The following is a 24,424-nucleotide window of genomic DNA, read 5'->3' on the forward strand; positions in this document are numbered from 1 at the left end:
TACAAAAATGTTAAAAATTCCGACAGTAAGTGAAGCCGAAAAGCTGATAGAAGAAAAACTCGGTGGCTGGGTTGATATCATCATAAGCCATATTCCAAACTTTATTGTCGCAGTAATTATTACTATCGTGTTTTCATTGCTGGCGCGTATCGTTGGGTCAATGCTCAGAAAGCTATTACGCCGCTCGTTAGAGTCATCGCAAATAGCAGACTTAATGTCATCGATAGTAAAAGTCATCGTGTTATGTGTAGGCTTATTTGTAGCCCTTGATTTCTTGGGTCTTAGAGGCACTGTCACCTCATTACTTGCTGGTGCTGGTATCGTAGGTCTTGCAATTGGTTTTGCCTTTCAGGACATGACAGAGAACCTTATAGCGGGTATTGCCATGGGTATTCGCAAACCATTTAAAACAGGTGATGTAATCCGCACCGAAAGCGTGTTTGGTACCGTTAAGGCGATTAACCTTAGAAATACCCTCATTGAGAACTTTTATGGGCAACTTATCTTAGTGCCTAATAAGATTCTATTTAGAAATATACTCAGTAACTACAGTACCTTAGGTGTGCGTCGTATCGAAGTGCCTGTAGGTATTTCGTATGCTGACGATCCAGAACAAGCCGCTGAGGTGATTGTTAAAAAAATCAATGAGTTTGATTTTGTGATTAAACAAGAAGAAACCGCCGTTTACGCCGAAAGCTTTGGTGATAGCAGCGTTAACTTACTAGTTTGGTTTTGGATTAAATACCCCGGCGAAGCAGATTTCATGACCGTTCGCCACAAGGCTGTTGTGGCAGTTAGAAACGCTCTAAGCGAAGCTGACATGACCATCCCATTCCCAATCCGCACGTTAGATTTTGGCATCAAAGGCGGCGAGAAATTAAATGCCATGATAAGCGAAAAACAGCAAGATAAAGACGCTGAGGCACCGCAAACCGATGAGTAAAATTTACTGACTCATCGGCGTGATTTACACAGGGAAGTGTTTGAGGGGTGGGGGAGAGTTTATTTTTGACTAGATAAAGTGAATGGTTTTTGCCTCTAAAAACTTTTTGTCCAAATACAAGCTTGCTCTCACTTTTACTGTTTATTAGAAATGATTGGCGTTTTATTTGTTAGAAATTAACCCTCGCGCGAAATAAATTTCACGCCTACGGTGAGCTATTTTTGACTTAGAGCTTAAAATTTACGGTTTAAAGCTGGGTTCCCGTGTTGGGTTTCGCTACACTCAAACCAACCTACGGGCTTAAAGTTTTTGTCCTACAAAAAAGCGCAAGCAGTTTAACTGTTTGCGCTTTTTATTTATTTGTTATATCAAAGATTAGTGAAGGATACGTGCTCTGATTGTACCTTCAACAGCACTTAGTTCTTTAAGAGCGACTTCAGATTGGTCTGTATCTACATCAATTACTACGTAACCAATTGATTCGTCAGTTTGTAAGTACTGGGCTGCGATATTAATGCCGTGCTGTGCAAACGCTTGGTTAATTTGCGTTAGAACACCTGGGCGGTTGTGGTGCACGTGTAATAAGCGGCTGCGGTTTGCAAGCTCAGGCAGTGATACTTCAGGGAAGTTAACTGCTGTAATGGTTGAACCATTATCTGAGTACTTAGCAAGTTTGCCTGCTACTTCAATACCGATATTTTCTTGTGCTTCTTGTGTTGAACCACCAATATGTGGAGTCAGAATTACGTTATCGAACTCGCGCAGCGGTGATACGAACTCTTCATCATTTGATTTTGGTTCTACAGGGAACACGTCGATTGCAGCGCCGCTCAGCTTTTTATCTCGAAGTGATTCTGCTAATGCATCGATATCAACAACAGTGCCGCGAGAAGCATTGATCAAGATGGCGCCTTGCTTCATTACTTCAAGCTCAGCCATACCAATTAGGTTCTTCGTTTGCGGTGTTTCTGGTACGTGTAAGCTAATAACGTCAGCACGTTGTAGTAACTGAGTTAGGTTATGAACTTGTGTTGCATTACCCAGCGTTAGCTTGTCTTCGATATCGTAAAACTCAACGTTCATACCGATATTTTCAGCCATGATACCTAGCTGTGTACCAATGTGGCCGTAACCAATAATACCTAACGTTTTACCACGTGCTTCAAATGAGCCGTTGGCAGATTTTAACCAACCACCGCGGTGTGCTAGGGCATTACGCTCTGGAATACCACGAAGTAATAATAAGATTTCACCAAGTACTAATTCTGCTACAGAGCGTGTGTTTGAGAATGGTGCGTTAAATACCGCAATACCACGTTCACGCGCACCTTGTAGATCGACTTGGTTAGTACCGATACAGAAGCAGCCGATTGCGACTAGCTTTTCAGCTGATTCTAATACCGCTTCATTAATATGAGTGCGAGAACGAAGGCCTACAAAGTGCACATCTTTAATGCGCTCAATGAGCTCGTCTTCAGGTAAGGATGTTTTTACGTAATCAATATTGCTGTAGCCATTACGCTTAAGCGTTTCTACAGCACTTTGGTGCACGCCTTCCAGCAAGAGAATTTTAATTTTGTCTTTTGCTAACGATACCTTACTCATATCCTCATTCCTATTTACTTTATTTGCGGCCCATTTTTGGTGCCGATGATGACTTTATCTGCGCCGCGATGGGCAAATAAGCCGTTTGTTACTACACCAACAATCTGGTTGATTGTTAGTTCTAATTCTTTGGCGTTGCTGATATCTAAATTGTGCACGTCTAAAATGACGTTTCCGTTATCTGTTACAACACCTTCGCGGTAAACAGGGTCACCGCCTAGTTTTACTAGTTCACGAGCTACATAGCTGCGTGCCATTGGGATCACTTCAACCGGCAGTGGAAATGCGCCTAATGTTGTAACTTCTTTAGATTCATCAACAATACAAACAAATTGTTTTGCTACCGCTGAAACGATTTTCTCGCGTGTCAGCGCTGCACCACCGCCTTTGATCATCTCATTGTGTGGGTTGATTTCGTCTGCGCCATCAACATACACATCTAGGCTTGATACATCGTTTAGTTCGAATACTTCAATACCCAGTGCTTTTAACTTTTCAGTTGAAGCCTCAGAGCTTGAAACCGCACCAGTAATGGTGTCTTTTACTGTATCAAGTGCATCAATAAAGTGATTCACTGTAGAGCCTGTACCTACACCAACAATGGTATTTTCGTTTACAAACTCTAGGGCTGCCCAGGCAGCGGCTTTTTTTAATTCATCTTGCGTCATAATTATGTGCTCAGTTAGCTGTCAGAGAGGGCCTATAGTATACAAACAGTTTGCTTACCATTGGTAGATTTTCTCTGGGGTTATAATGTGTTTTAACGGTACATCCCACGATTCAATTGGCAATGCTGAAACATGCTGACATTGATGGGCAAGGCCTATCAAAATCGGTTTTTGCCAGTTTTCTTGGTAATACCGAGCCAACGTTTTGTCATAAAACCCACCGCCCATTCCTAAACGGTTACCTTGATCATCAAATGCCACTAATGGCATAAGTAAAATATCAAGCTTGTCTAAAGGGCATATTTGACTGCAATTTAACTTGGGCTCCAAGATACCATAGCGGTTTGCAGTCATGGGTGAATTTTCTTCATACCTCTGAAAGTATAAAGTTGTGCCATTGAAGGGGTGGATAATAGGCAGATATAAATGCTGCTCTTGCATCCATAATTCTTTAATTAACAATGAAGTGTCTAATTCGCCATCATTGCTGAAATAAATGCCAATATGGGCGTTTTTAGGTGTTTTTAGCGATTTTAAGTGTTGAGTAAAATTCACTTTTAGCGCAATTGCTGCATTTTTTTGTTGTTCAACAGTCAGTGAATTGCGCTTTTTTCGAATAGATTGTCTGATTTCTGCTCGTGTGTTGCTCATGTCAATATTAGTGTTAACTTTCTAAAAAGGAGAAAAGTTCAGGGAAAAGCTCCACTACACCCAAAATGATCAATAACACAATGACCATTGCAATAAGCGAATAGAGTAGGGTATTTGAGCGTTTTTTAACAGGCTCTGTTAATTCGTCTTCAAGTAGCAAGTCATCTTCTTGCCAGCTATCGTCGCTATCAGCAGCGCTGTTATTTTCAAGCTCAGGTAAACGCTGCTCTAAGTCATCAAGTTTTTCTTCTAGCCGAATAAGACTACTGGTGATGTAATCGAGGGCATCAAAAATACGTTCTTCACGCTCTTTGGCCTGTGCAGCTGTATTGTCTGATTGGCTGCTGGTGGCTGCTTGGTTAATCGGTTGGAGCTTGGCTTTAATGCCAACACTGGCGAGTAACTTTGCTTGTTTTAGTGCTTTATCTTGCTCGCTTGGTGCAAATAATGGCTTATGCTCAAACAGGGTCGCAACTTTGTCTTTTGTTGTTTTTAGTTTTGCAGCTAGTTGTTCTGTTGCTTGTACTTGGTCGACACCGGCTTCAAGCCCTGCAAACATTACGCGAAATTTTTCTGCCATTTGCTGATTATCCAAATCCTTAAATCAATGACTTGAGTATATACCCAAAAAGATTAGTGGAAAAACAAAAGCCCGTATAAAACGGGCTTTTTCTATTATGGTTTTGCAAATACGCTGTTTAGTATTTTGCTGCTTTGCCTTCGGCTGGTAGTGATTTAAGGATGAAATCACGTAAGTCATTATTTGATGACTCTAAATCTGCATGACGTAAATACATCATGTGACCACTGCGATAGCCTTTAAAGCTTAAACGATCTTTCATTTTGCCACTTGGATCTAACTGCCACATTGTGTATTTAGCATCAAAGTAGTTTGTTGCACCGTCGTAGTAGCCAGATTGAATCATCACGTTTAAGTATGGGTTTTGTGCCATTGCTAAACGTAAGTTTTCACCTGTGTTGTTGCCTGAGCGATCCCAAGGGTGAACATTACCAAATAGGTTATATTTGATATCGGTTTTGTAGTTAAGCTCTTCACGTAGGTAATAGTTAATCGCTGGCGTGAATGAGTGTAACCATGAAGTAAGCTCAGCCCAGTAATCAGGTGACTCACCTGCATCACGTTTGTCGATACCTAGGTAACGAGAATCTAAACGGCCCACAGTTTGGCCGCGCTCGCGTAATAGCTCTTTCCAGAAGAAGTTATTTGGAATATCAAGGTTATTTTGCTCAACAAACTTTTCAGATAAACCTGCGTATTTTGCTGCTTGCTTAATGATTGCACGTTTTTCATCAGCAGGTAAGAAACCACCTTTAGCAATTGCAGGTAAGAACTTATTAACGGTGAACTGTTCAACTTCAGGTAATAACTCGTCTAAGTCTTTTGCTTGTAAGTCTGCGCTAAGGGCTTTGTGGTACCAAGCGGTTGCTGCAAAGTAAGGTAGGCGGTTAGCAGCTTCTACAGGGCCTTCACGTTTAATACCAATTTCAGTTGGTGATACTAGAATAACGCCGTTGATATACATCCATTGGCGATTTTGTAATTCGTGAGCAAGACCAGAAACACGAGTCGTACCATAGCTCTCACCAATTAAGAACTTAGGTGAACGCCAGCGCTCGTTGCGAGAAACAAAGGTGTTTAACCATTCAGCTAAGTATTTGATGTCAGCGTTAACACCAAAGAACATTTTTTGTTGGTCTGACTTACTTGGCAACTCACCTTTTTCGTTTTCAAGAACGCGCGAGTAACCGGTGTTAACTGGGTTGATATAAACAATATCAGCCACGTCTAAAATTGAGTAAGGGTTATCTTTTACGCCATAAGGTTGAACAGGGTAACCTTCGTCATCAATTTTTAATACACGTGGTCCAGTATAGGCAAGGTGCATCCATACTGACGCAGAACCTGGGCCACCATTAAACGAAAAGACTAAAGGACGTTTTGTTCTATCGTCTACTTTATCGCGGGTATAATAAGTATATTGCAGCGTTGCAACGGCATCGCCTTGCTCATTCCAAACCGGTTGTGTACCTGTGGTTGCGGTATATGAAAAACGCTCACCATTAATGCGGGCTTTGTGCTCTGTTACCACTTTGCTGTCAACGTCAATACGACGTCCGTTATCAGCAAAGCTTGGAGTACTGAAGGTCAGTGTTAGTGCTGTCACTGACAAGCCAATAAAACTAACTAGTTTCATGTTGATTCCTTATTATTCGAATTGCAGCTATTAAAAAGTAAAGCAAACTCGATGACAAACTAATGAGACTAGTGACCAATATTAGCTGTTAAACAGAAAAATAACTGAAAATGCTGAGCTGGTTACAAAAAAGTGCATTTTTTTAGCAAAGATATTTTGCTTAATTATTTAGCTAGATTAAAAAATGGCGTATATTTAGCGTTTTTATAATCTGTGTACACGTGCTTAAGAAAGAGAAGTTGCAATGCAAAGAGTATTAGTAGTTGAAGACAGTAAAGTAGTACAGCAAGTGTTACGTCACCTCGCTGCTCACTATTTAGATGTGGCTGTCGACTTTGCGTGGTCTTTAAAAGAGGGCGTCTCTTTAATTTCCGAGCACGATTACACCTTGGCTTTAGTCGATTTAACGCTACCTGATGCGATGAATGGCGAAGTAGCTAAATACACCTTATCAAAAAACATCCCGACCGTTGTTCTAACATCAAAAATTGATGAATACATTCGCCAGCAAATGTTAGAGCTTGGTGTGGTTGATTACGTGGTTAAAGATAACCGCGACTCATACCATTATGCGATCAAACTTGTTGCACAATTACTTAGAAACGATGGTAGCAAAGCGCTGGTGGCTGATGACTCAGTACTAAGTCGCACTTTGATGAAGCAAATGCTCGAAAAGCAGTTGTTTGATGTACGCGATGCTCAAGATGGTGAACAAGCACTACAAATGCTTAAAGACGATCCTGAAATCAAGCTGCTTCTTACGGACTATGCAATGCCAACAATGGATGGTTTTGAGCTCGTTAAAGCGGTGCGTAATTTCCGCGGCCGTGATGATTTAGCTATTATCGGTTTATCAGGTGCCGGTAAGCATGGTTTATCGGCGCGTTTTATTAAATACGGCGCTAACGACTTTTTAACTAAGCCGTTTATGAATGAAGAGTTTCATTGCCGTGTTATGCAAACCATGGAGCAGCTTGCTTTAATAGCCGATATAAAAGAAAGCGCATACCGCGACCATTTAACTGGCTTGTATAATCGTCGTTATTTTTATCAATACGCAGAAAAACTGCTTAAAAATGTTGAGCAAGAAAACGTATTGGCTTTGCTTGATATCGACTTTTTTAAAAATGTGAACGACCAGTTTGGTCACGAGGCGGGTGATCAGGCGCTAAAACAAGTGTCTTCATTTTTAAAGACTAAGTTTGATGACTTCACTATCGCGAGAATCGGCGGCGAAGAATTTGCCGTGGTACTGCATAATATGGACTTAGCTAAGGCCGAATCAAGGCTCAATACCTTCAGAGAGCAGTTAGCAAGCCATGCCTTTTCAATTAACGGTGAGCCTTACTCATTAACCATGAGTATTGGTATGACTCAATTCCAAAAAGTATCGCTTACAGCTGCGATGCGCATTGCTGACAAGGCCTTATATCAAGCCAAACAGCAAGATCGGAACTGCTTAGTTAAACTATAGTTGTGCTAATTGCACCAGCGCTGGTTAATTGTTAAAAAAATGCACCAATAGGGTGCATTTTTTTTGTGCAAAAACCAATTTTTATTTTTAAGTTATTGAAAATAAGTAATAAAAAATAGTGGCACAAAGGTTGGATTGTATAAGCCAACAGGATAACAATAAGCGTCCGAAGGGGGCCACTATGAAAATGATTAGTGCAATAATAAAGCCATTCAAACTTGATGATGTACGTGAAGCATTGGCTGATTTAGGCATTGAGGGGATGACAGTTGTCGACGTTAAAGGCTTTGGCCGTCAACGTGGTCATACTGAGCTATATCGTGGAGCTGAATACCAAGTCGATTTTATTCCAAAAATCAAACTTGAAATTGCAACTCGTAGCGAAAATTGTCAACGCGTTGTTGAAACCATCACAAAAATTGCTTCAACAGGCAAAATTGGTGACGGCAAAATTTTTGTTTACGACTTAGACCAAATCGTTCGTATCCGTACGGGCGAACTTGATGAAGAAGCAATTTAAGGGGGAATTATGGAAAACACTATCGTAGAGTTGAAGTTCTCACTCGACACTTTTTACTTTTTAATGTCGGGTGTTTTAGTAATGTGGATGGCGGCTGGTTTCGCTATGCTTGAAGCAGGTTTAGTTCGTGCAAAAAATACAACAGAAATCCTAACTAAAAACGTTGCACTATTTTCTATTGCCTGCACTATGTTCTTATTAGTGGGTTACAACATCATGTATGTTGATAACGCAGAAGGTGGTTTCATCCCTTCATTTGGCGCATTAATCGGCACTCAAGCTGCTGATGCGGATCACTCTTTAGAGTCTGATTTCTTCTTCCAAGTTGTGTTCGTAGCAACAGCTATGTCAATCGTATCTGGTGCGGTTGCTGAGCGTATGAAGTTATGGGCATTCTTAATTTTCACTGTTGTTTTAACTGGTTTCATCTACCCAATCGAAGGTTACTGGACTTGGGGCGCAGGTTTCTTATCTGAAATGGGCTTTGTTGACTTCGCTGGTTCTGCAATCGTTCACGGTGCAGGTGCTGCGGCAGCGCTGGCTGGTGTACTTTTCCTAGGTGCTCGTAAGGGGAAATACGGTAAAAACGGTGAAATCTACCCAATTCCTGGTTCTAACTTACCGTTAGCAACTCTAGGTACATTAATCCTTTGGATGGGTTGGTTCGGCTTTAACGGTGGTTCACAGCTACTTGTTTCTGACGCTGAAAATGCAACAGCGGTTGGTAAAATCTTCTTAAACACTAACGCAGCAGCAGCGTGTGGCGCAATTGCAGCACTATTCGTATGTAAAGTGTTATGGGGTAAAGCTGATTTAACTATGGTTCTTAATGGTGCACTAGCAGGTTTAGTAACGATTACTGCAGAGCCTGCATCTCCAACGCCATTACTTGCTTGTTTACTTGGTCTATTAGGTGGTTCACTGGTTGTATTTAGCATCGTTGCTCTTGATAAAGCGAAAATCGATGACCCTGTAGGTGCTATCTCTGTACATGGTGTGTGTGGTGCATTAGGTATCATGTTAGTACCACTTTCAAACTCTGATGCAACCTTTGTTAATCAATTAATTGGCTTAGTATGTATCTTAGGATTTGTGTTCATCGCGTCATCAATCGTATGGGCAATCCTGAAAAATACCATGGGTATCCGTGTTACCGAAGAAGAAGAACTAAACGGTATGGATCAACATGATTGTGGTATTGATGCTTACCCTGAGTTTGTATCAGTTCGCAGTAACTAATCTTGGTGCGTGCAAATAGCACGCCCATAACAATATCATTGTGTGTTCAAAACAAAGCTCTACTTAGGTAGGGCTTTTTTGCGTTTAAATAAGTCTTTTCTGATAGGCGAAATCGCTATTTTTTGACTATGCTTAATGTTCATTTCTAACAAGGAAAAATGATGGATAACAAACTCTTGCTTATAATTATTTCGCTGTTTTTACCGCCTGTTGCGGTATTTTTAAAAGCGGGCGCAGGTAAAGACTTAGTGATTAACATTATTCTATGCTTTATCTTCTTTATACCTGCTGTGATCCACTCACTCTGGTTGTGTACACGCTAAACAAGTTTAAGTGACTGTTAATTTTACAGGTGTTAATATTGCGCTGTTCAAGGCGTAATCCTGTAAAATTAACTGACCAATAGCGAACTCAATGGCTGATAAAAAAACTCCTGCAAAAAAATCGTCTAGTAAACCGAAGGCGACATCAAAAAAAACTACCGCTAAGCGCTCACGCGCACCTCAAGGGCCAGCTAAAGCTAGTGTATTAAGAAAACTTTGGTCAATTTTTTGGAAGCTTTCACTTGCTGTGATTGTTGCCATGGTGCTGTATCTAATTTATTTAGATGCAAAAATTACTCGCCAATTTGAAGGCAATAAATGGCAGTTACCTGCACAAGTGTATGCTCGTGCAATGAGCTTTTATCCTGGGCAGTATTTGTCTCAGCAAGAGGTTATTTGGGAGTTAAACCGTTTAAATTATTCATCTGTAAATAAGCTAAGCCGTACAGGCCAGTATGTTAAATCAGCTAACAGTATTAAAGTGTACCGCCGTGAATTTGAATTTTATGACGGCCTTGAAGATTCACAAGTGATTGAGCTGCGTTTTTCGGGGCAGAAATTAGCAACTATCAAAGATAAATTTGGTCGTCGTTTAAATAGCGCCCGATTAGAGCCAGTTCAAATAGCTCGCATTGGTAATGATTCAAAACAAGACCGCGAGTTTGTGCCGCTAGATAAATTTCCGCCGATGCTAAAAGACACTTTACTGGTGGTTGAAGATCGTAATTTCTATCAACACCATGGCGTATCTGTGTGGTCAATCATGCGTGCTTTATACAGTAATATTAAAGCCGGGCGTACAGTGCAAGGGGGCAGTACCTTAACCCAGCAATTAGCAAAGAATATATACCTTACCCGTGAGCGTTCTCTGGTGCGTAAGTTTAATGAAGCGCTTATCGCCTTGATATTAGATTACCGCTACAGCAAAGATGACATTTTAGAAGCTTACCTCAATGAAGTGTATTTAGGTCAGTCTTACAATCAAGGCGTTCACGGTATGGGTCTTGCCGCTGAGTTTTATTTTTCAAAGCCTGTGGATGAGCTTGAATACGACCAAATTGCGCTATTAGTGGCTATGGTTAAAGGTCCTTCATATTACAACCCACGTCGTTATAGTGAGCGTGCAATGGAGCGCCGCGATCTAGTACTGCGCTTAATGGTTGAAAATAAATTGATTGATACCCGTGAATACCGTGCGGCATTAAAGCGTCCAATTGATATTGCACCAATGAAAGACAGTCTGCAAAAGTCGTATCCGGGTTACTTAGAATTAGTTAATCGAGAATTAAAGCGCCTACTACCTGATCAGCAAGTGTTAGATGCCGGAGTGCGTGTATTCACCTATTTTGACTTACAAAAGCAGACGGCCATGGAAGAGTCGGTTGAGGCAAGTTTACCTTATCTAGAAAGACGCCCTAAAACAGAAGAGCTTGAAGCGGCGATGATCTCTGTCAACGTTGAAAAAGGTGGGGTGTCGGCATTAGTTGCGGGCCGTGACGTACGTTATTTTGGTTTTAACCGTGTACTTGATACCAAACGTAATATTGGTTCACTCGTTAAGCCTGCCGTTTATTTAACGGCATTTGAAAGTGGTCAGTTTAATGTTGCCACCTTGGTGGATGACTCACCGCTGCAAGTGACTAATGAGCAGGGGAAAGTTTGGCAACCAGAGAACTTCGACAAGCAGTTCCGCGGCCCTATGCCACTATACAAAGCATTTAGTAACAGTATTAATATTCCTGCGGTTAACACGGGCCTTGATGTTGGAGTTGATAAAGTAGCTGATACCTTAAAGCGTTTAGGTGTAGAAGGGCGTATTGATCGATACCCGTCATTACTTTTAGGTGCACTTGAGCTTTCAAGCTTTGAGGTAGCGCAGCTTTATACAACGCTGGCTGCTGATGGTCAGTACCGCGAATTAACGTCTATTTCAGCACTGACTGACTCAGTAGGTAAGGTGCTTTATAAACATGATGTTAGCTCACAAAAACGTTTTGATGATGCATCAATTTACATGACTAAGTACGCAATGAAGCGCGTGACAAAAGATGGTACAGCAAAGCGTTTAAACGCCCACTTCCCATCAATTCAACTTGCAGGTAAAACAGGCACTAGTAATGATTTACGCGATAGCTGGTTTGCAGGTTTTGACCAGAACACGGTGACTGTTGCATGGATTGGTCGCGACGATAACAAGAGCACAGGTTTAACGGGCAGTGTTGGCGCATTAGAAGCTTACATTCGCTATCTTAAACCACTCAACCCTGAAGCCATAGCGGATACTCGCCCTGCTTCTATTCGTTGGGCATTTATTAATGAAGAAACCGGTCTGCAAGCGCCTCCGGGTTGCGGCAAAGTAGTGCAGCTACCTATACGTGCCAGTGAGTTTGAGCCTAGACCTAATTGTCAGCGCTAAACTTGGCCATTGAATCATTTAGCTCAACACAGAGTTGAGCTAAATTTTGTACGCTATTCATTGCCATAAGTGCACTTTTCTCAGTGACTCTGGCATCTTCAATATGGCATGAATTACAGTGCTTTGTGGCTGCTTGTACCGCACTTCATTTCCCTGGTATTCCTAAATTAAGCGATAATGCTGACAAAGCTTTTTAACTGCTATTTATATGATTTTACTTCGAGAGCTTTATTTCAAAGTAATGCTCTCACATGAATTATTTTGGCTTAACTGGGTTGTAACTTGATTAATTGAAGGTAAAGATTGAAGAACTATTGCAGTACTAATTAGGTTTAAATGTAAAAAATAAAAGCCTCATAAAGAGGCTTTTAGAGTCATTGCTTTTCTTACTAATTTAATCGAAATTAAAAGTCGTAAGAAGCAGATAGTTGGACTCGACGAGGAGATTGATAACTTTGCGCTAAGCCAAATGTTGCACTATCATCACCAGCCGCTACTTCAGCAACTTCGTCATAACGAGTTGCTGTAGATGCATCAAATACATTGAAAATATCTAATGCGAAGCGTACTTTTTGATCATTGAAATGCAAGTTGTACGTAAAGTTAAGATCTAATCGAGCTGTCCAGGGAGTTGTTCCCATGCTGCCGCGAGGGTAGCGTTGATCACCTACATAATAGGTGTCGCCATAAGAATATTTGTCTGGGTCTGGTGTATACCCTGCACCTAACGCTGTCCAAGGACGACCTGAAGCAACATTTAAGTTTGCACCTATTAAGAAGTCTTCAGTAACTGCATATGCACCGTAAACTTTAATATTGTGACGACGGTCTGCTGGTAAGTTACCGTTAGCACCATCCATTAGATAAGGGTAATCCCAGTCTTGTGTTAAACCTGCATCATCTTGACCATTATCAGATTTAACAAATCCTTCTGTGTTACCGTAGTTATGAGACCAAGTGTAAAGGGCTTTTAATGACCAAACTTTATCCCAGCTCTTCTCAATTGAAAGGTCAACAGCAGCGTAACGACGCTTCGCATCTGGATAACCTAGCTCTTCAGCAGTGAAGCTATACTCTTCTGTTACACCGTCACCATCTAGGTCGAAGTTAAATGTTGCACCATTACCCGGGTTAAATAAGAACCAGTTTTCACCAAGGTACTCTCCATCTTCATCAGTAAAGATATATGAGCCATCATCAATTTGATTGCCCAGTGTGCGGTATGTACCTTTGATGCTCCAAGACCAATCATCATTTATAGCCGCCTGATAACCAACAATAATTTCATCATTGTACATTGGCTCAAGATCTTTATCTGCAAGAGTGTTTGATGCTTTTGCAGTACCGTCACCACCATTTGAAATAGCGATATCACCTAATTGATTACTCAAACCTACAGGAGTACCGTCAGCATTAAGACCTTCATACTCGTACCAAGTTTGAATATATGTTTCAGCACCAGCAAGTCGGATGTTTGTATTTGCAGCAACTGGTAAATAATAGCGACCTGCGGTAACGAATAATTTACTATCGCCATCACCGTTAATATCCCAAGATGCACCTAACCTTGGAGCAATCTGGTTGTCTATAGAAACAAACTCATCGCCATCCGCGTTGTAGTTTGTGAAGCTGTCATTACGTAGGCCTAAAGTTAGTGTTAGGGTATCAGTAACAGCCCATTGGTCTTCAATATAAATAGCCCAGTTTTCAACTTCGAATTCACCGCCATTCTTATAGTCACGAACACGAGTAGTCTTCATCTCTTCTGGAAGAACATAGCCGTTTGAAAGGCGAGCACCTTCTTCGTATGTTCTGTAGTAGTAATAAACACCACCCGAGTTGATTGTCGTTGCGTCTGATGTATTGGTTTCAGAGTCATAACCAAATCTTAATGTATGCTCATCATTTAAGTACCAGTCAAAGTCAACTCGTAATTGCTCACGTTTATCTTCGTTAGAGCCTACTGTGAAATTTACATAACAAGTAGTATCAACACCTAAGTCTGCGTCATAGCCGGTAGGGCAGTCATCAAAGTCAGAGTAATCTGTTTCTGAGAATTTCACTTCGCCATACATAGCAGATACGCTTAAGTCATCAGTAAGATTACCTGTATAACGAACTGCAAAACTTTCACCGCCGCGCTTGTGATAAGCTGTACCACCATCTAATGTGTAATTACCAGTGCCATTCGGGTCTTCGATTGTACTTTCAGAATAGGTACGCTCATCACTAAAACCCCAAAGCATTAATTGATGATCCTCATTAATGTTCCAGTCAATACGTGCTAGATAATAAGGGTCGTCATCTTTTTCTTTTGTTAGAGAGGTTTGAGAAGCGTTACCGTATTCTTCTTCATTATCACGGAATGTATAAATACCATAGAAGAAAAGCGTATCTTCAATTAACGCACCAGATGCATAAATATTTGTCTCAAATGAGTTTACATAGTCATCTTGGTTGTTTGCATATAAATCACCAATACAGTGCCCATCAGCATCTTCGCAACGATCATTTTGTAAATAAACTGAATTTGGAGACTGTTCTCTCAATGAGTCAGGCGAATAAATTGATTCAATACCAAAGTGGAAGTCATTAGTACCTGATTTTGTAACTGCAGAAATAAGGCCACCTGTAGTTCGACCAAATTCAGATGAATATCCACCCGTTTTTACTTGAAAACTATCATATGCAGAGAATGGAATGGTCGCGCCACCCAAGCCATTACGGAAGTTAGTCATATTCAGACCATTTACGTAATAAGCATTTTCAGCAACAGATGAGCCACCAAAAGATGCTTGATCGCCAAATCGGCTATCACCTTCAGTTGCACCCGGTGCTAGTAAAGCAACCGATGTTAATGAGCGAGCAACTGGTAATAATTCAAGCTCTTCTGAACTAATGTTTAATGATGATTCAGTAACAGAAACATCAACAGCTCGAACTGCGCCACCAACAACTGCAATACGTTCAATATTACCTTCAACTAATGGTATTTCGAGAAGTGCAGTTTTACCGACACCGATAATTACATCGTTGATCTGCGCTTTTTCAAAACCAGCCTGTGACACTGTTACGTTGTACTTACCTACAGGCACTTGGTTAAGGTTGAACTGACCATTTGCATCTGCAATGAGAGTTTTTTCATAACCTTTAGTTTTATCGGTAATGGTGATTGTTGCGCCTGCTAAAGAAACGCCAGACTGAGTTATGAGATTACCTTTGATTGCCCCATTAACATTGTCAGCCATGGCTGGCATAGCTGCACTTAAGGTCATAGCAACAGCTGCGGCTGTAAACGAACGCTTAAATGTTTTTGAAAAGTTGTTTTTCATTGAGCTTTCCCTGTGAAATTTTAGATTTGTTGTTATTTGTTAATAACCTTCACACCTTGCATTTATTTTTCTAAGGTTTTTACCTTCAAATAAAGGGTGAAACAAATTGGTAACACATTAGGAACATACTAATCAATTATTTATATTATAAATACGATAAAATAACATAAAAACGGCTTGGAACGATCTAAATTTGTGTTTTAATCTGTTTTATATACAAAAATAAAACAAATGTAACTATATGTAATTTGATTAAGTGTATCTAAATCCTATGTTTATTTATTTTAAAACAGTGGGTTGGGATGGTTTTATGTGTGTTTTAGTTACAGTGAAAATAAAAATGCACTAATGGAATACTTGCTTTGTATAAATGATGTTTTAATTGTAATATTTTATTGGTTTTTATTTTCTGGTGGGGATGTATTTATATTATATTTTGGGGCGTCGAAGTATAGGTCACCGATTAAAGTGACCTATTCAAATTTCAATTTAAAGCTTCGCGAATGCGCGCTCTGCGGCAGCAATGGTGTCGTTGATCTCTTTTTCAGAGTGCTCAGCGCACACAAAGCCTGCTTCAAACGCCGAAGGAGCCAGGTAAACACCTTCTTCTAGCATTAAGTGGAAGAACTTCTTGAAGCGCTCTAAATCACACTCAGTCGCTTGTTGGTAGCTAGTTACTTTTTCTTTATCAGTAAAGAAGAAGCCGTACATACCACCTGCGTAGTTTGTTGTAAGTGCAATGCCTGCTTTTTTCGCAGCAGCTTCAAAGCCTTCACAAATTGCTTTGCTCTTTGCTTCAAGTTCATCGTGCAGGCCTTCAGCACTTAATAGCTCTAAAGACTTTAAGCCAGCAGCCATGGCAATTGGGTTACCTGATAATGTACCTGCTTGATAAACTGGGCCAACAGGTGCGATGTAATCCATGATTTCTTTCTTACCACCAAAAGCACCCACTGGCATACCGCCACCGATCACTTTACCTAAACACGTTAGGTCTGGCTTGATGTTGTAGTAAGCTTGTGCGCCGCCTAAAGCAACACGGAAACCTGTCATTACTTCATCAAAAATAAGCACAGATTTGTATTCATCACACACCTCACGTAAACCTTCTAAGAAGCCAGGTACAGGTGGAATACAGTTCATGTTGCCAGCAACTGGTTCAACGATGATACAAGCGATTTCGTCAGCGTATTTTGCGAAAATTGCTTTTACTTCATCAAGGTTGTTAAACGACACAGTTAATGTGTGCTTAGCAAAGTCTTCAGGAATACCCGGTGAGTTTGGTACACCCATAGTCAGTGCGCCTGAGCCTGCTTTTACTAGTAGTGAGTCAGCATGACCGTGGTAACAGCCTTCAAACTTTAAGATTTTGTCACGGCCAGTGAAACCACGTGCTAAGCGAATTGCACTCATTGTTGCTTCAGTACCTGAGCTTACCATACGTACTTTTTCGATTGATGGTACTAGCTCTTTTACTTTTTCGGCCATTAAGGTTTCAGTTTCGGTTGGTGCACCATAACTTAAGCCATTTTCTACGGCTTCTAATACCGCTTGCTTAATAGCTGGGTGGTTATGACCCATGATCATTGGTCCCCATGAACCAACGTAATCGATATAACGGTTACCATCAGCATCAAAGGTAAAAGGGCCTTCAGCTTTAGTGATGAATAAAGGAGTACCGCCAACGCCATTGAAGGCACGAACTGGTGAGTTAACACCGCCTGGGATTGATTCTTGCGCGCGATTAAAAAGATCTTGGCTAATTGTCATGAATAGTCCTATTGGGTTGTCACGTTAAATGAGTTGGTTTGCAAGGGCTCAAAGAGCCCAAAACGAAGCAAGTTAGCTATTACGTTTACGGCTAAACCAAGGCACGTCGACTTCATATTGCTCAACTTTGTCGGCAACATCTAAGGTTAGAGCAAACAACGCCATGCGAATTAACACGCCATTTTGCACCTGGCGGAAAATTGCTAGGTTGTCGTTGCTATTTAAATCGTTATCTAGCTCGTTTGCTTCTAAACGGCTATCACGAGGAAGTGGGTGCATCAGTACTGAGTTAGGCTTACAGTGTGCGTTGTAAATAGCCTGACTGATACGGAAACCACCACGGTATTTGTTAGCTTCTTCTTGAGAAGGGAAGCGCTCTTCTTGGATACGGGTTTGATAAACAATATCGGCGGCCAAGTTGCCTTCCATTTTATCTACTACTTGAATTTTATGACCTGCGTTATCAACAGCATCTAAAATGTAGTCTGGCATTTGTAAGCCATCAGGTGCCACCATTGAGAACTTAACGTCTTTATAATGGCAAAGTAATTTAGATAAAGAGTGCACAGTACGGCCGTATTTTAAATCACCTACTAGGGCAATATGCATACCGTCGATACTTTGGTTGAAACGACCTAGCTCACGTTCAATCGTTAGTAAGTCAAGTAGGGCTTGTGTTGGGTGCTCATTTGAGCCATCACCGCCATTGATTACTGGAACATCACACCCAGTGGCAAATTCAGCAACAGAGCCTGCGTCAGGGTGGCGCATTGCGACTGCATCTGCATACGCTGAGATCACGCGAGCGGTATCATACAAAGATTCACCTTTTGCTAGCGCTGAGCTTTGCATGCCCGTTGTTTCACGAACCAAACCACCTAGTAAGTTAAATGCAGTACCAAAACTTACACGAGTACGCGTGCTTGGTTCAAAGAACAAGTTCGCTAAAATTGCGCCCTCTAAAACATTGGTGCGCTTTTGCTTTTTAGCATAAGGCTCCATTTTCTTAGCAACTGCAAAAATACGTTCAATACAATCTCGATCAAGCTGATTGACCGACAGGATATTTTCACCTTGGAAACTTAGCATGGGGTTTGTTCCTAATCACATTTATAGGGCGCTGGCACTCGGTATGGGAGGCCGCATAAATTTGCGCAGTACTATAGCAAATTTTTAGCGTACACAGCAGCAAATTATAAGTTAGGTTTAATAATTGCCAGTGCCACTATAGCTAAAAGGATGAGTACCGGAACTTCATTAAAAATACGGTAAAAGCGATCGCTACGTGTATTGCGATCATGCTTAAAGTCAGCCAGTAATTTAAAGCAATAGCCGTGGTAGATATAGAGAATAATCACTAACACCAGTTTGTAGTGCAGCCACATGCTGTATCTAAACCAATCTCGACCATATTCAAAAATGGTCAGTACGCCAAACACCAATGTTAAAACAGCAAACGGTGTCACAAAAAACAGTAAGCGGCGTTCCATTACTTTCAGCATTGAGTTACAGGCTTTTTCTTCACTCATTGCGTGGTAAACAAAAAGACGTGGCAGGTAAAAAATACCGGCAAACCAAGCAATCATAAAGAATACGTGGAAGGTTTTATAAACTAATAGCGCAGTCATTTAAGCATCCATTTTAATTGTTATAACAAACTGTTGCGAATGGTAAGGATATGTCTGATTTGGTCCCAACGCAAAAGGCCCATAATCTGTTGGTTATCAAGCAGGTTGTAAATATATACCGCACCGCTGCGTTTATCTTTTAATAAGTCAAAAGCATCGGCTAATGTTGCTTGGCTACTAAGGCCGGCAAGGCTGACATATTTGATATTACTTTCTTGGTCAGACATCAGGCTTAAATCATATTCTGCAAGACGATAGCCATTCTCTTCATCATGAACAATCAGCGGGGTTTGGCTATCAAGGGCATCGAGCGACTCTTTAATTTGTTGTTTGTCGTCACTGTAAAGCAGCTTGAATTGCTCATCCATTTCATCCATCACACCTACTTTTTGTAATGCTTCGGTAGCTGGCGATATTTGATATTCAAGCCCTTGGAAATCAAGTTGCTGCATGAAAATAGAGCGGTTACCAAAAAACTGCAACGCCGTGACATAAGCCGTTGAGATCACCAACATGGCTGGCACAATGATCTCGGGGCTTGAGGTCAATTCCATAACCGTAGTGAGAGCTGCCAGTGGTGCGTGTAATGTTGCTGCCAATAATCCTGCCATGCCAAGCATGCTATAGGTACCTGTGATATCAACACCCGGACTAATAAACTGCGCGAAAAAGGCCATTAAGGTGCCCATTAATACCCCAAGCCCAATAACAGGGCCGATGATCCCACCTGGAATACCTAAACCAATGGCAAATAAGGTGGCGAGTAATTTAGCAATCAAGATGGTAGTTAAAAACTGCACATCATCTGGTGATTCAATAGCAATAGTGATAGCACTCATACCAGAGCCCATTGCATGAGGAACCATATAAGCAATTAAACCAGCTATTAATCCTGCTAGTAATAGACGAGGGAACATACTTAGTGGTTTGAAGGTACGGATTATAAGCATCAAGTTTTGGTTAAATGCATAAGCAACAGCGCCAAGTGCCATACCAAAAATGATTAAAAATGGGTAATGCCAACCACTCAATGGGTTCATGGTGATAAGTGCAAGCTCTGAAGCGTCACCAAAGACAAATTGAGTGGCTAATGCGCCGGTAACCGCTGCGAGCATAATGGGCACGAAAATATGCACCTTATACTCCCTCAGTACCACCTCCATGACAAAGATAACGGCTGCAAGTGGGGTGTTAAATGAAGCAGCAATACCAGCTGCAACACCACAACCGGTGAGGGTACGCATTGCATTGTGCGGAAGGTGTAGTTTATCGGCCAGTAAACTGGCACCCGTTGCACCCATATGTACTGAGGGGCCTTCTCGACCGACCGAAAAGCCACTAATAAGGGCTAATGCACCGCCGACAAATTGGTTTACCGTGTTGTAAAGCGGCATATGGCCATAATGTTTTTTAATACGGTGAATTACAAATGGAATGCCAAGACGATAATGCTTAAAGCCTGTTAGGGCGGCGAATAAGGCAATTAGTAAGGCTGCACCAACTGGCAGTATCATCCGCTCATAGGTTGGTAAAGTGGTGAAGTCATCAGGCTTATCTAAAAATAAGCTTTGAAAAAACATGATTGTGAGGCGAAAAAGTATGATCAACACTGCCGCAATTAACCCTGCACTTACACCAAGTAAGCACAATTGCACAGATGTTTTAGGCTTTGCTAGGCGACGTCTTAGTCTCTCAAGCCACATGCATATTTCCTCACAGCACTTTTGAGCCGCAGTTTAGCAAATCAAATTAACTAAGTCGTTGGGATTTTATAATTTTATCTGCATTTTGGGTAAATCTAGCTAATCTTTGCTGTCGTTATTAATTCGCTGCGTTAATTCAGGTAAGCGAGCTGTAATGGCTTTTGATATTTCATCTACCAACGGGGCATGTTTTTTATGAATAACCGTGTTGATAGCCATTTGCCTTAGTACAATTACAGAAAAATCTTTTTTAAAGGTAGTTATATCGTTATTGAGCGCAGGATAAAGTGCATAATCGACACGACCTTTTTTTAGCATAGTAAGCGTATGGCTCAAGTCTTCGTTATGAATGATCTCGGCTTTAATATCAAACTCATTAAGAATTTCGATATCACCAATCGAGCTCATAATTCGGTTGTTTGGGTTGTATAAATTATCTCTATCGCATGGCAGCGCTTTTCGACATAGAAGCACTAAGTTAATAACGCCAAGGCTAGGTTCTACGACAATAATATTCTCGAATTTACGCATATTACTTTGTGAGCGCACAATATCGCCGTCAACGATGCCTGCATTTAATAACAATACGCCTCTTCGAGATGGTGTTGCTTGCATCTGGACTTTGATATTTAAATCATTATAAACATCACTCATTAACGCTTTAAATGGTGCTACACGCGGAATATCTATATAGGTTAACAACAGCTTTTTTGGCCGAGAGTAATTTGTTGCAGATGGCTTTGCGTCAGTAAATAAATCATTGAGTAAGGCTATTTTAGCTTTGTTTTCAGCGTCATTGCGTATGCCAATCACTAATGGGGAGTCGGTAAACTGAGTTACTATTTTTGGCTCAGATAGGTTTTGTTGCTCAGCAAAATAGTTAAGCACTTTTGGTGCAGTAATCGCAAAATTAATCTGCTTAGTTTGAAATAAGTGAAATAGTTCTTCATCGTTTGCTGTTTGCACTATGCTGTCAGCATAGGATTGAATTACTTTTTCGACCACACCCGGGTAAATATAAGGCTCAACAACGCCAACTTTGTGCTCATTAAAAAGCTGTTCAAGGTTTTCAAAATCTTGTGGATTAGACTGAGTGGTAATGACAGCTAGTTGAGAATTTAAAATAGTGGGTGAAGCAACAAAGCCGGGCATCATTTCAGATGGCCAAGCAGGGTAATAACCCAGGTAGCCGGTTAACTGGGCTTTTTTTATTGCATCTTGCCAAGGTAAATATTCAACTTCGAGGTTTATCGATTTTTTGGCAAGCCTGTCTCTTAGTAGTGCAATAGCATCACCGCCATTTTCCATTGTACTACTTGCATACGGCGGGGCTTCTAAAGAGGTGATTTCCCATGTTTCTTGGTACGTGCTATCAGCAGCTGCAAGCGAGCTAAAAACAAGTACCATAAAATAATAAAAGCGAGAAAGCATGGAAAAAGAATCATTATTAATTGTTTAATAAGTATACGTCTAAATTAGATTTTTTAGCATTATTAATTTGCTTATTTGCAGTTCATAACATTACAACTAAAGCAGTGATGTTTTTGGTCATACATACGCTTATCGGCCATGCTAAGTAATTCGTCAAATGATTGCGCATCGTCAGGATATAATGCAAAGCCAACACTCGCCTCAACGAGCAAGTCACCATACTCTGATTTTATCGGCGCCTTAATCGCACAGATCAATCGTGATAGTGCACGGTTTATTTGTACTTGGTTTTCTATGTCGGTAACAATAACTACAAACTCATCACCACCAATGCGTGCAGCACAATCGGTTTTGCGAGCAGTATCTTGTAAGCGTTTAGCAACTTCTACCAGTACTTTATCTCCCACTGCATGGCCATGGGTGTCGTTAATCGGCTTAAACTTATCAAGATCAAAATACAGACAACCTACCTTAGAGCCTGTGCGCTCAACACGGGCAAATTCTTGCTTGATGAATCGCTCAAGCGCACTACGATTTGCTAAACCAGTAAGGTAGTCTGTTTGTGCTAATTGCCTAATTTTCTTCTCTGCCATGACGCGTTTCGTGATATCGAAGTTAACGCCAATCATGCGGTTGCCGTATATTCTTCCATCTGCATTGATATAGCGTGTTTTGCCAGAGGGTAGAACAATCTGAAACTCTGCGTGAAACTCTTCGCCATTTAAAATTGCGAGTTTTAGCTTGTTAGTCACGTCTTCATATTCATCTGGATGCAAGCTATTTGCCCATGCTGAATAGTCCCCTTTGAATTCTGATTTTGGAATTTCAAATAAGGTATGCATCCAGTCATCCCAAATCAGTTCATTAGTGTCAAAATTCCACTCCCATATACCAATATGAGCAGCATCTGCAGCCATAGACATGCGTTGGTGTAAGCTTTCAAGCTCGGTTTTTGCTTGTTTTAATTCAGTAACATCTTCAGAAACGTCCAATAAATATTGCGCTTTACCATTACTGTCTTTAATTGTGAGTTTCCGTGTTCTTAAGTAATGAGTATTGTCATCAATAGTAACCGGCTTTTCCTCTATAGTTAGAGTGTCATCACTTTTCAATACATCCCGATCGGTTTGCACGAAACTGACTGCTTGTTCATTACTGAAAATATCAAAGTCATTTAAACCGATTAGTTGGTCTTTATTTTTACCGAGGAGTTGCTCACCCGCTTTATTTACATGGCTAAATGTAAGATGCTCAGCTTCTTTTACAAACAACATGATGGGTAAATTATCGAAAATAGTTTGTGTAAAGGCTTCTTGGTTTCGAATATCAGAGAGATCTTTTATTGTCGCCACATAAGGACCTGACTCTTTTTTACCAATTGAGCTGATTGTTAATGTAATGGGAAATCGTTTTTTATTGGCTCGTTGTCCTTTTAAGAGCCGACTGCTACTTTTACCCGCCGTTTTTTTACTGAGCTGTGAATCTCTGAGGATTTCATCAAGTTCTAACGATCTTTCGGGGATCAGGGTACGAATATGTTTGCCTATTAAATCATGTGGCTGATAGCCAAAAACTTGGTTAACAGCCGGGTTTGCAAATTCAATTTTTCCTTCATTATTAAAGCTAATTACCACATCTTGTACGGTATTAAGTACTGCTTTTAGTTTTGCTGATAATAAGCTCCTTGCTCTGAGCTCAACAGCACCCAATACAAACAGACTTAATGCCACCAGAATAAAAATAATAAGTTGTGCTAACGTCGAGTAGTCGTGGGTTGTAACATAGGTGGTGTATTCAGTTTCAAAAACAGACATCGAAATCATGCCGATGTAATGCATTCCCGAAATTGCACTGCCCATTATCAAAGCCACCACCAAGTTCATCCGTGTTTGATGAACCCCTTTAGCAAGTCGAAAATCATTAATTTTTAATGCGATACCTGACAGTACAATAGCGACGATAATAGATAAAGAGAACAACCAAGGCTCATAAGCCATTTTTGCAGGCATCACCATCGCCATCATGCCAACAAAATGCATCGAGCCAATCCCAGCACCCATTAGCACACTTCTAAATAGTAGCCCTTTGTCGGTTTGTAGTGCTGGTGAGAGTACGATGTAACTGGCAAACACACTTGGCAAAATTGATATCAAGGTAATGCTAATGTTGTATTCAATAGGGATGGGTAAGGTATAGGCAAGCATACCTACAAAATGCATACCCCAAATACCTATACCTAAAAAACACGATGCCATGATGGTCCAGATCTGACTTTCATTTTTTAGATAAGAGTGTTTGATACGAGCAGATAATAAAAATGAGATATACGAAGCAAATACGGCTGTGAGGATTGAAGCAAAAACAAGGAGTAAATCGTATTCAGCTGGAATGACCTGCGCACTGCTTAAATTATCAGTTATAAAATGCAGCTTGAAATGCTCTATCACAATTATCTTCCCTCAGTGCAAACTCATGCCAGCCCAAATGTAGTACAAATTAACTTTA

Annotated in this window: 18 protein-coding genes; 6 read left to right on the forward strand and 12 right to left on the reverse strand. The window is 40.8% G+C overall.

Annotated features, from left to right (window positions below; translation table 11 throughout):
• Positions 1 to 7 precede the first annotated feature (7 nt).
• Positions 8 to 943 (forward strand): mechanosensitive ion channel family protein, encoded by a 936-nt coding sequence (locus tag AN213_RS05405; RefSeq protein WP_054562327.1) that lies wholly within the window; start codon positions 8 to 10, stop codon positions 941 to 943.
• Positions 944 to 1,318: 375 nt separating this feature from the next.
• Here the strand turns inward: AN213_RS05405 and serA are convergent, their stop codons facing one another.
• The 5 genes from serA to AN213_RS05430 all read right to left on the reverse strand — a co-directional run bounded on the left by serA (position 1,319) and on the right by AN213_RS05430 (position 6,083).
• Complete coding sequence (gene serA / locus AN213_RS05410; RefSeq protein WP_055020642.1) at positions 1,319 to 2,548, reverse strand: phosphoglycerate dehydrogenase; 1,230 nt, start codon at positions 2,546 to 2,548, stop codon at positions 1,319 to 1,321.
• A 14-nt stretch (positions 2,549 to 2,562) separates the two neighbouring features.
• A complete protein-coding gene (gene rpiA / locus AN213_RS05415; RefSeq protein WP_054554255.1) occupies positions 2,563 to 3,216 on the reverse strand; it encodes a ribose-5-phosphate isomerase RpiA in 654 nt (217 codons plus the stop codon).
• 54 nt (positions 3,217 to 3,270) lie between these two features.
• A complete protein-coding gene (locus AN213_RS05420; protein WP_054562325.1) occupies positions 3,271 to 3,867 on the reverse strand; it encodes a 5-formyltetrahydrofolate cyclo-ligase in 597 nt (198 codons plus the stop codon).
• A 13-nt stretch (positions 3,868 to 3,880) separates the two neighbouring features.
• Complete coding sequence (locus AN213_RS05425) at positions 3,881 to 4,447, reverse strand: hypothetical protein (protein WP_055197856.1); 567 nt, start codon at positions 4,445 to 4,447, stop codon at positions 3,881 to 3,883.
• A gap of 118 nt (positions 4,448 to 4,565) precedes the next feature.
• Positions 4,566 to 6,083: a S10 family peptidase gene (locus AN213_RS05430; protein ID WP_054562323.1), complete on the reverse strand. Its 1,518-nt coding sequence runs from the start codon at positions 6,081 to 6,083 to the stop codon at positions 4,566 to 4,568.
• Positions 6,084 to 6,327: 244 nt separating this feature from the next.
• Here AN213_RS05430 and AN213_RS05435 point away from each other — a divergent pair, with 244 nt between their 5' ends.
• The 5 genes from AN213_RS05435 to mrcB all read left to right on the forward strand — a co-directional run bounded on the left by AN213_RS05435 (position 6,328) and on the right by mrcB (position 12,055).
• Complete coding sequence (locus AN213_RS05435; protein WP_054562322.1) at positions 6,328 to 7,557, forward strand: diguanylate cyclase; 1,230 nt, start codon at positions 6,328 to 6,330, stop codon at positions 7,555 to 7,557.
• Positions 7,558 to 7,738: 181 nt separating this feature from the next.
• Positions 7,739 to 8,077, forward strand: a complete 339-nt coding sequence (locus AN213_RS05440; RefSeq protein WP_054554260.1) for a P-II family nitrogen regulator — start codon at positions 7,739 to 7,741, stop codon at positions 8,075 to 8,077.
• 9 nt (positions 8,078 to 8,086) lie between these two features.
• Positions 8,087 to 9,316, forward strand: a complete 1,230-nt coding sequence (locus AN213_RS05445) for an ammonium transporter (RefSeq protein WP_054562321.1) — start codon at positions 8,087 to 8,089, stop codon at positions 9,314 to 9,316.
• Positions 9,317 to 9,477: 161 nt separating this feature from the next.
• Positions 9,478 to 9,639, forward strand: coding sequence for a YqaE/Pmp3 family membrane protein (locus AN213_RS20025; RefSeq protein WP_082401591.1), 162 nt, complete (start codon positions 9,478 to 9,480; stop codon positions 9,637 to 9,639).
• Between the two features lie 91 nt (positions 9,640 to 9,730).
• Positions 9,731 to 12,055: a penicillin-binding protein 1B gene (gene mrcB / locus AN213_RS05450; protein WP_055197858.1), complete on the forward strand. Its 2,325-nt coding sequence runs from the start codon at positions 9,731 to 9,733 to the stop codon at positions 12,053 to 12,055.
• 404 nt (positions 12,056 to 12,459) lie between these two features.
• Here mrcB and AN213_RS05455 read toward each other — a convergent pair whose 3' ends face one another.
• The 7 genes from AN213_RS05455 to AN213_RS05485 form a co-directional block, all read right to left on the reverse strand.
• The gene (locus AN213_RS05455) at positions 12,460 to 15,387 is read right to left on the reverse strand and encodes a TonB-dependent receptor (protein WP_055197860.1); all 2,928 of its coding nucleotides are present in this window, start codon (positions 15,385 to 15,387) and stop codon (positions 12,460 to 12,462) included.
• Between the two features lie 489 nt (positions 15,388 to 15,876).
• Positions 15,877 to 17,157 (reverse strand): glutamate-1-semialdehyde 2,1-aminomutase, encoded by a 1,281-nt coding sequence (gene hemL, locus AN213_RS05460; protein WP_055197862.1) that lies wholly within the window; start codon positions 17,155 to 17,157, stop codon positions 15,877 to 15,879.
• A gap of 72 nt (positions 17,158 to 17,229) precedes the next feature.
• Positions 17,230 to 18,246: an aspartate carbamoyltransferase gene (locus tag AN213_RS05465; RefSeq protein ID WP_055197864.1), complete on the reverse strand. Its 1,017-nt coding sequence runs from the start codon at positions 18,244 to 18,246 to the stop codon at positions 17,230 to 17,232.
• Between the two features lie 104 nt (positions 18,247 to 18,350).
• Positions 18,351 to 18,785, reverse strand: a complete 435-nt coding sequence (locus tag AN213_RS05470; protein ID WP_054562318.1) for a CopD family protein — start codon at positions 18,783 to 18,785, stop codon at positions 18,351 to 18,353.
• Between the two features lie 20 nt (positions 18,786 to 18,805).
• Complete coding sequence (locus tag AN213_RS05475; RefSeq protein ID WP_054562317.1) at positions 18,806 to 20,488, reverse strand: chloride channel protein; 1,683 nt, start codon at positions 20,486 to 20,488, stop codon at positions 18,806 to 18,808.
• A gap of 99 nt (positions 20,489 to 20,587) precedes the next feature.
• The gene (locus tag AN213_RS05480) at positions 20,588 to 21,919 is read right to left on the reverse strand and encodes a transporter substrate-binding domain-containing protein (RefSeq protein ID WP_055197866.1); all 1,332 of its coding nucleotides are present in this window, start codon (positions 21,917 to 21,919) and stop codon (positions 20,588 to 20,590) included.
• Between the two features lie 71 nt (positions 21,920 to 21,990).
• On the reverse strand, positions 21,991 to 24,366 hold the full coding sequence (locus AN213_RS05485) for a diguanylate cyclase domain-containing protein (protein ID WP_055197868.1): 2,376 nt from the start codon (positions 24,364 to 24,366) through the stop codon (positions 21,991 to 21,993).
• Positions 24,367 to 24,424: the final 58 nt, after the last annotated feature.

This window comes from Pseudoalteromonas sp. P1-8 (assembly GCF_001399985.1).
GTDB lineage: Bacteria > Pseudomonadota > Gammaproteobacteria > Enterobacterales > Alteromonadaceae > Pseudoalteromonas.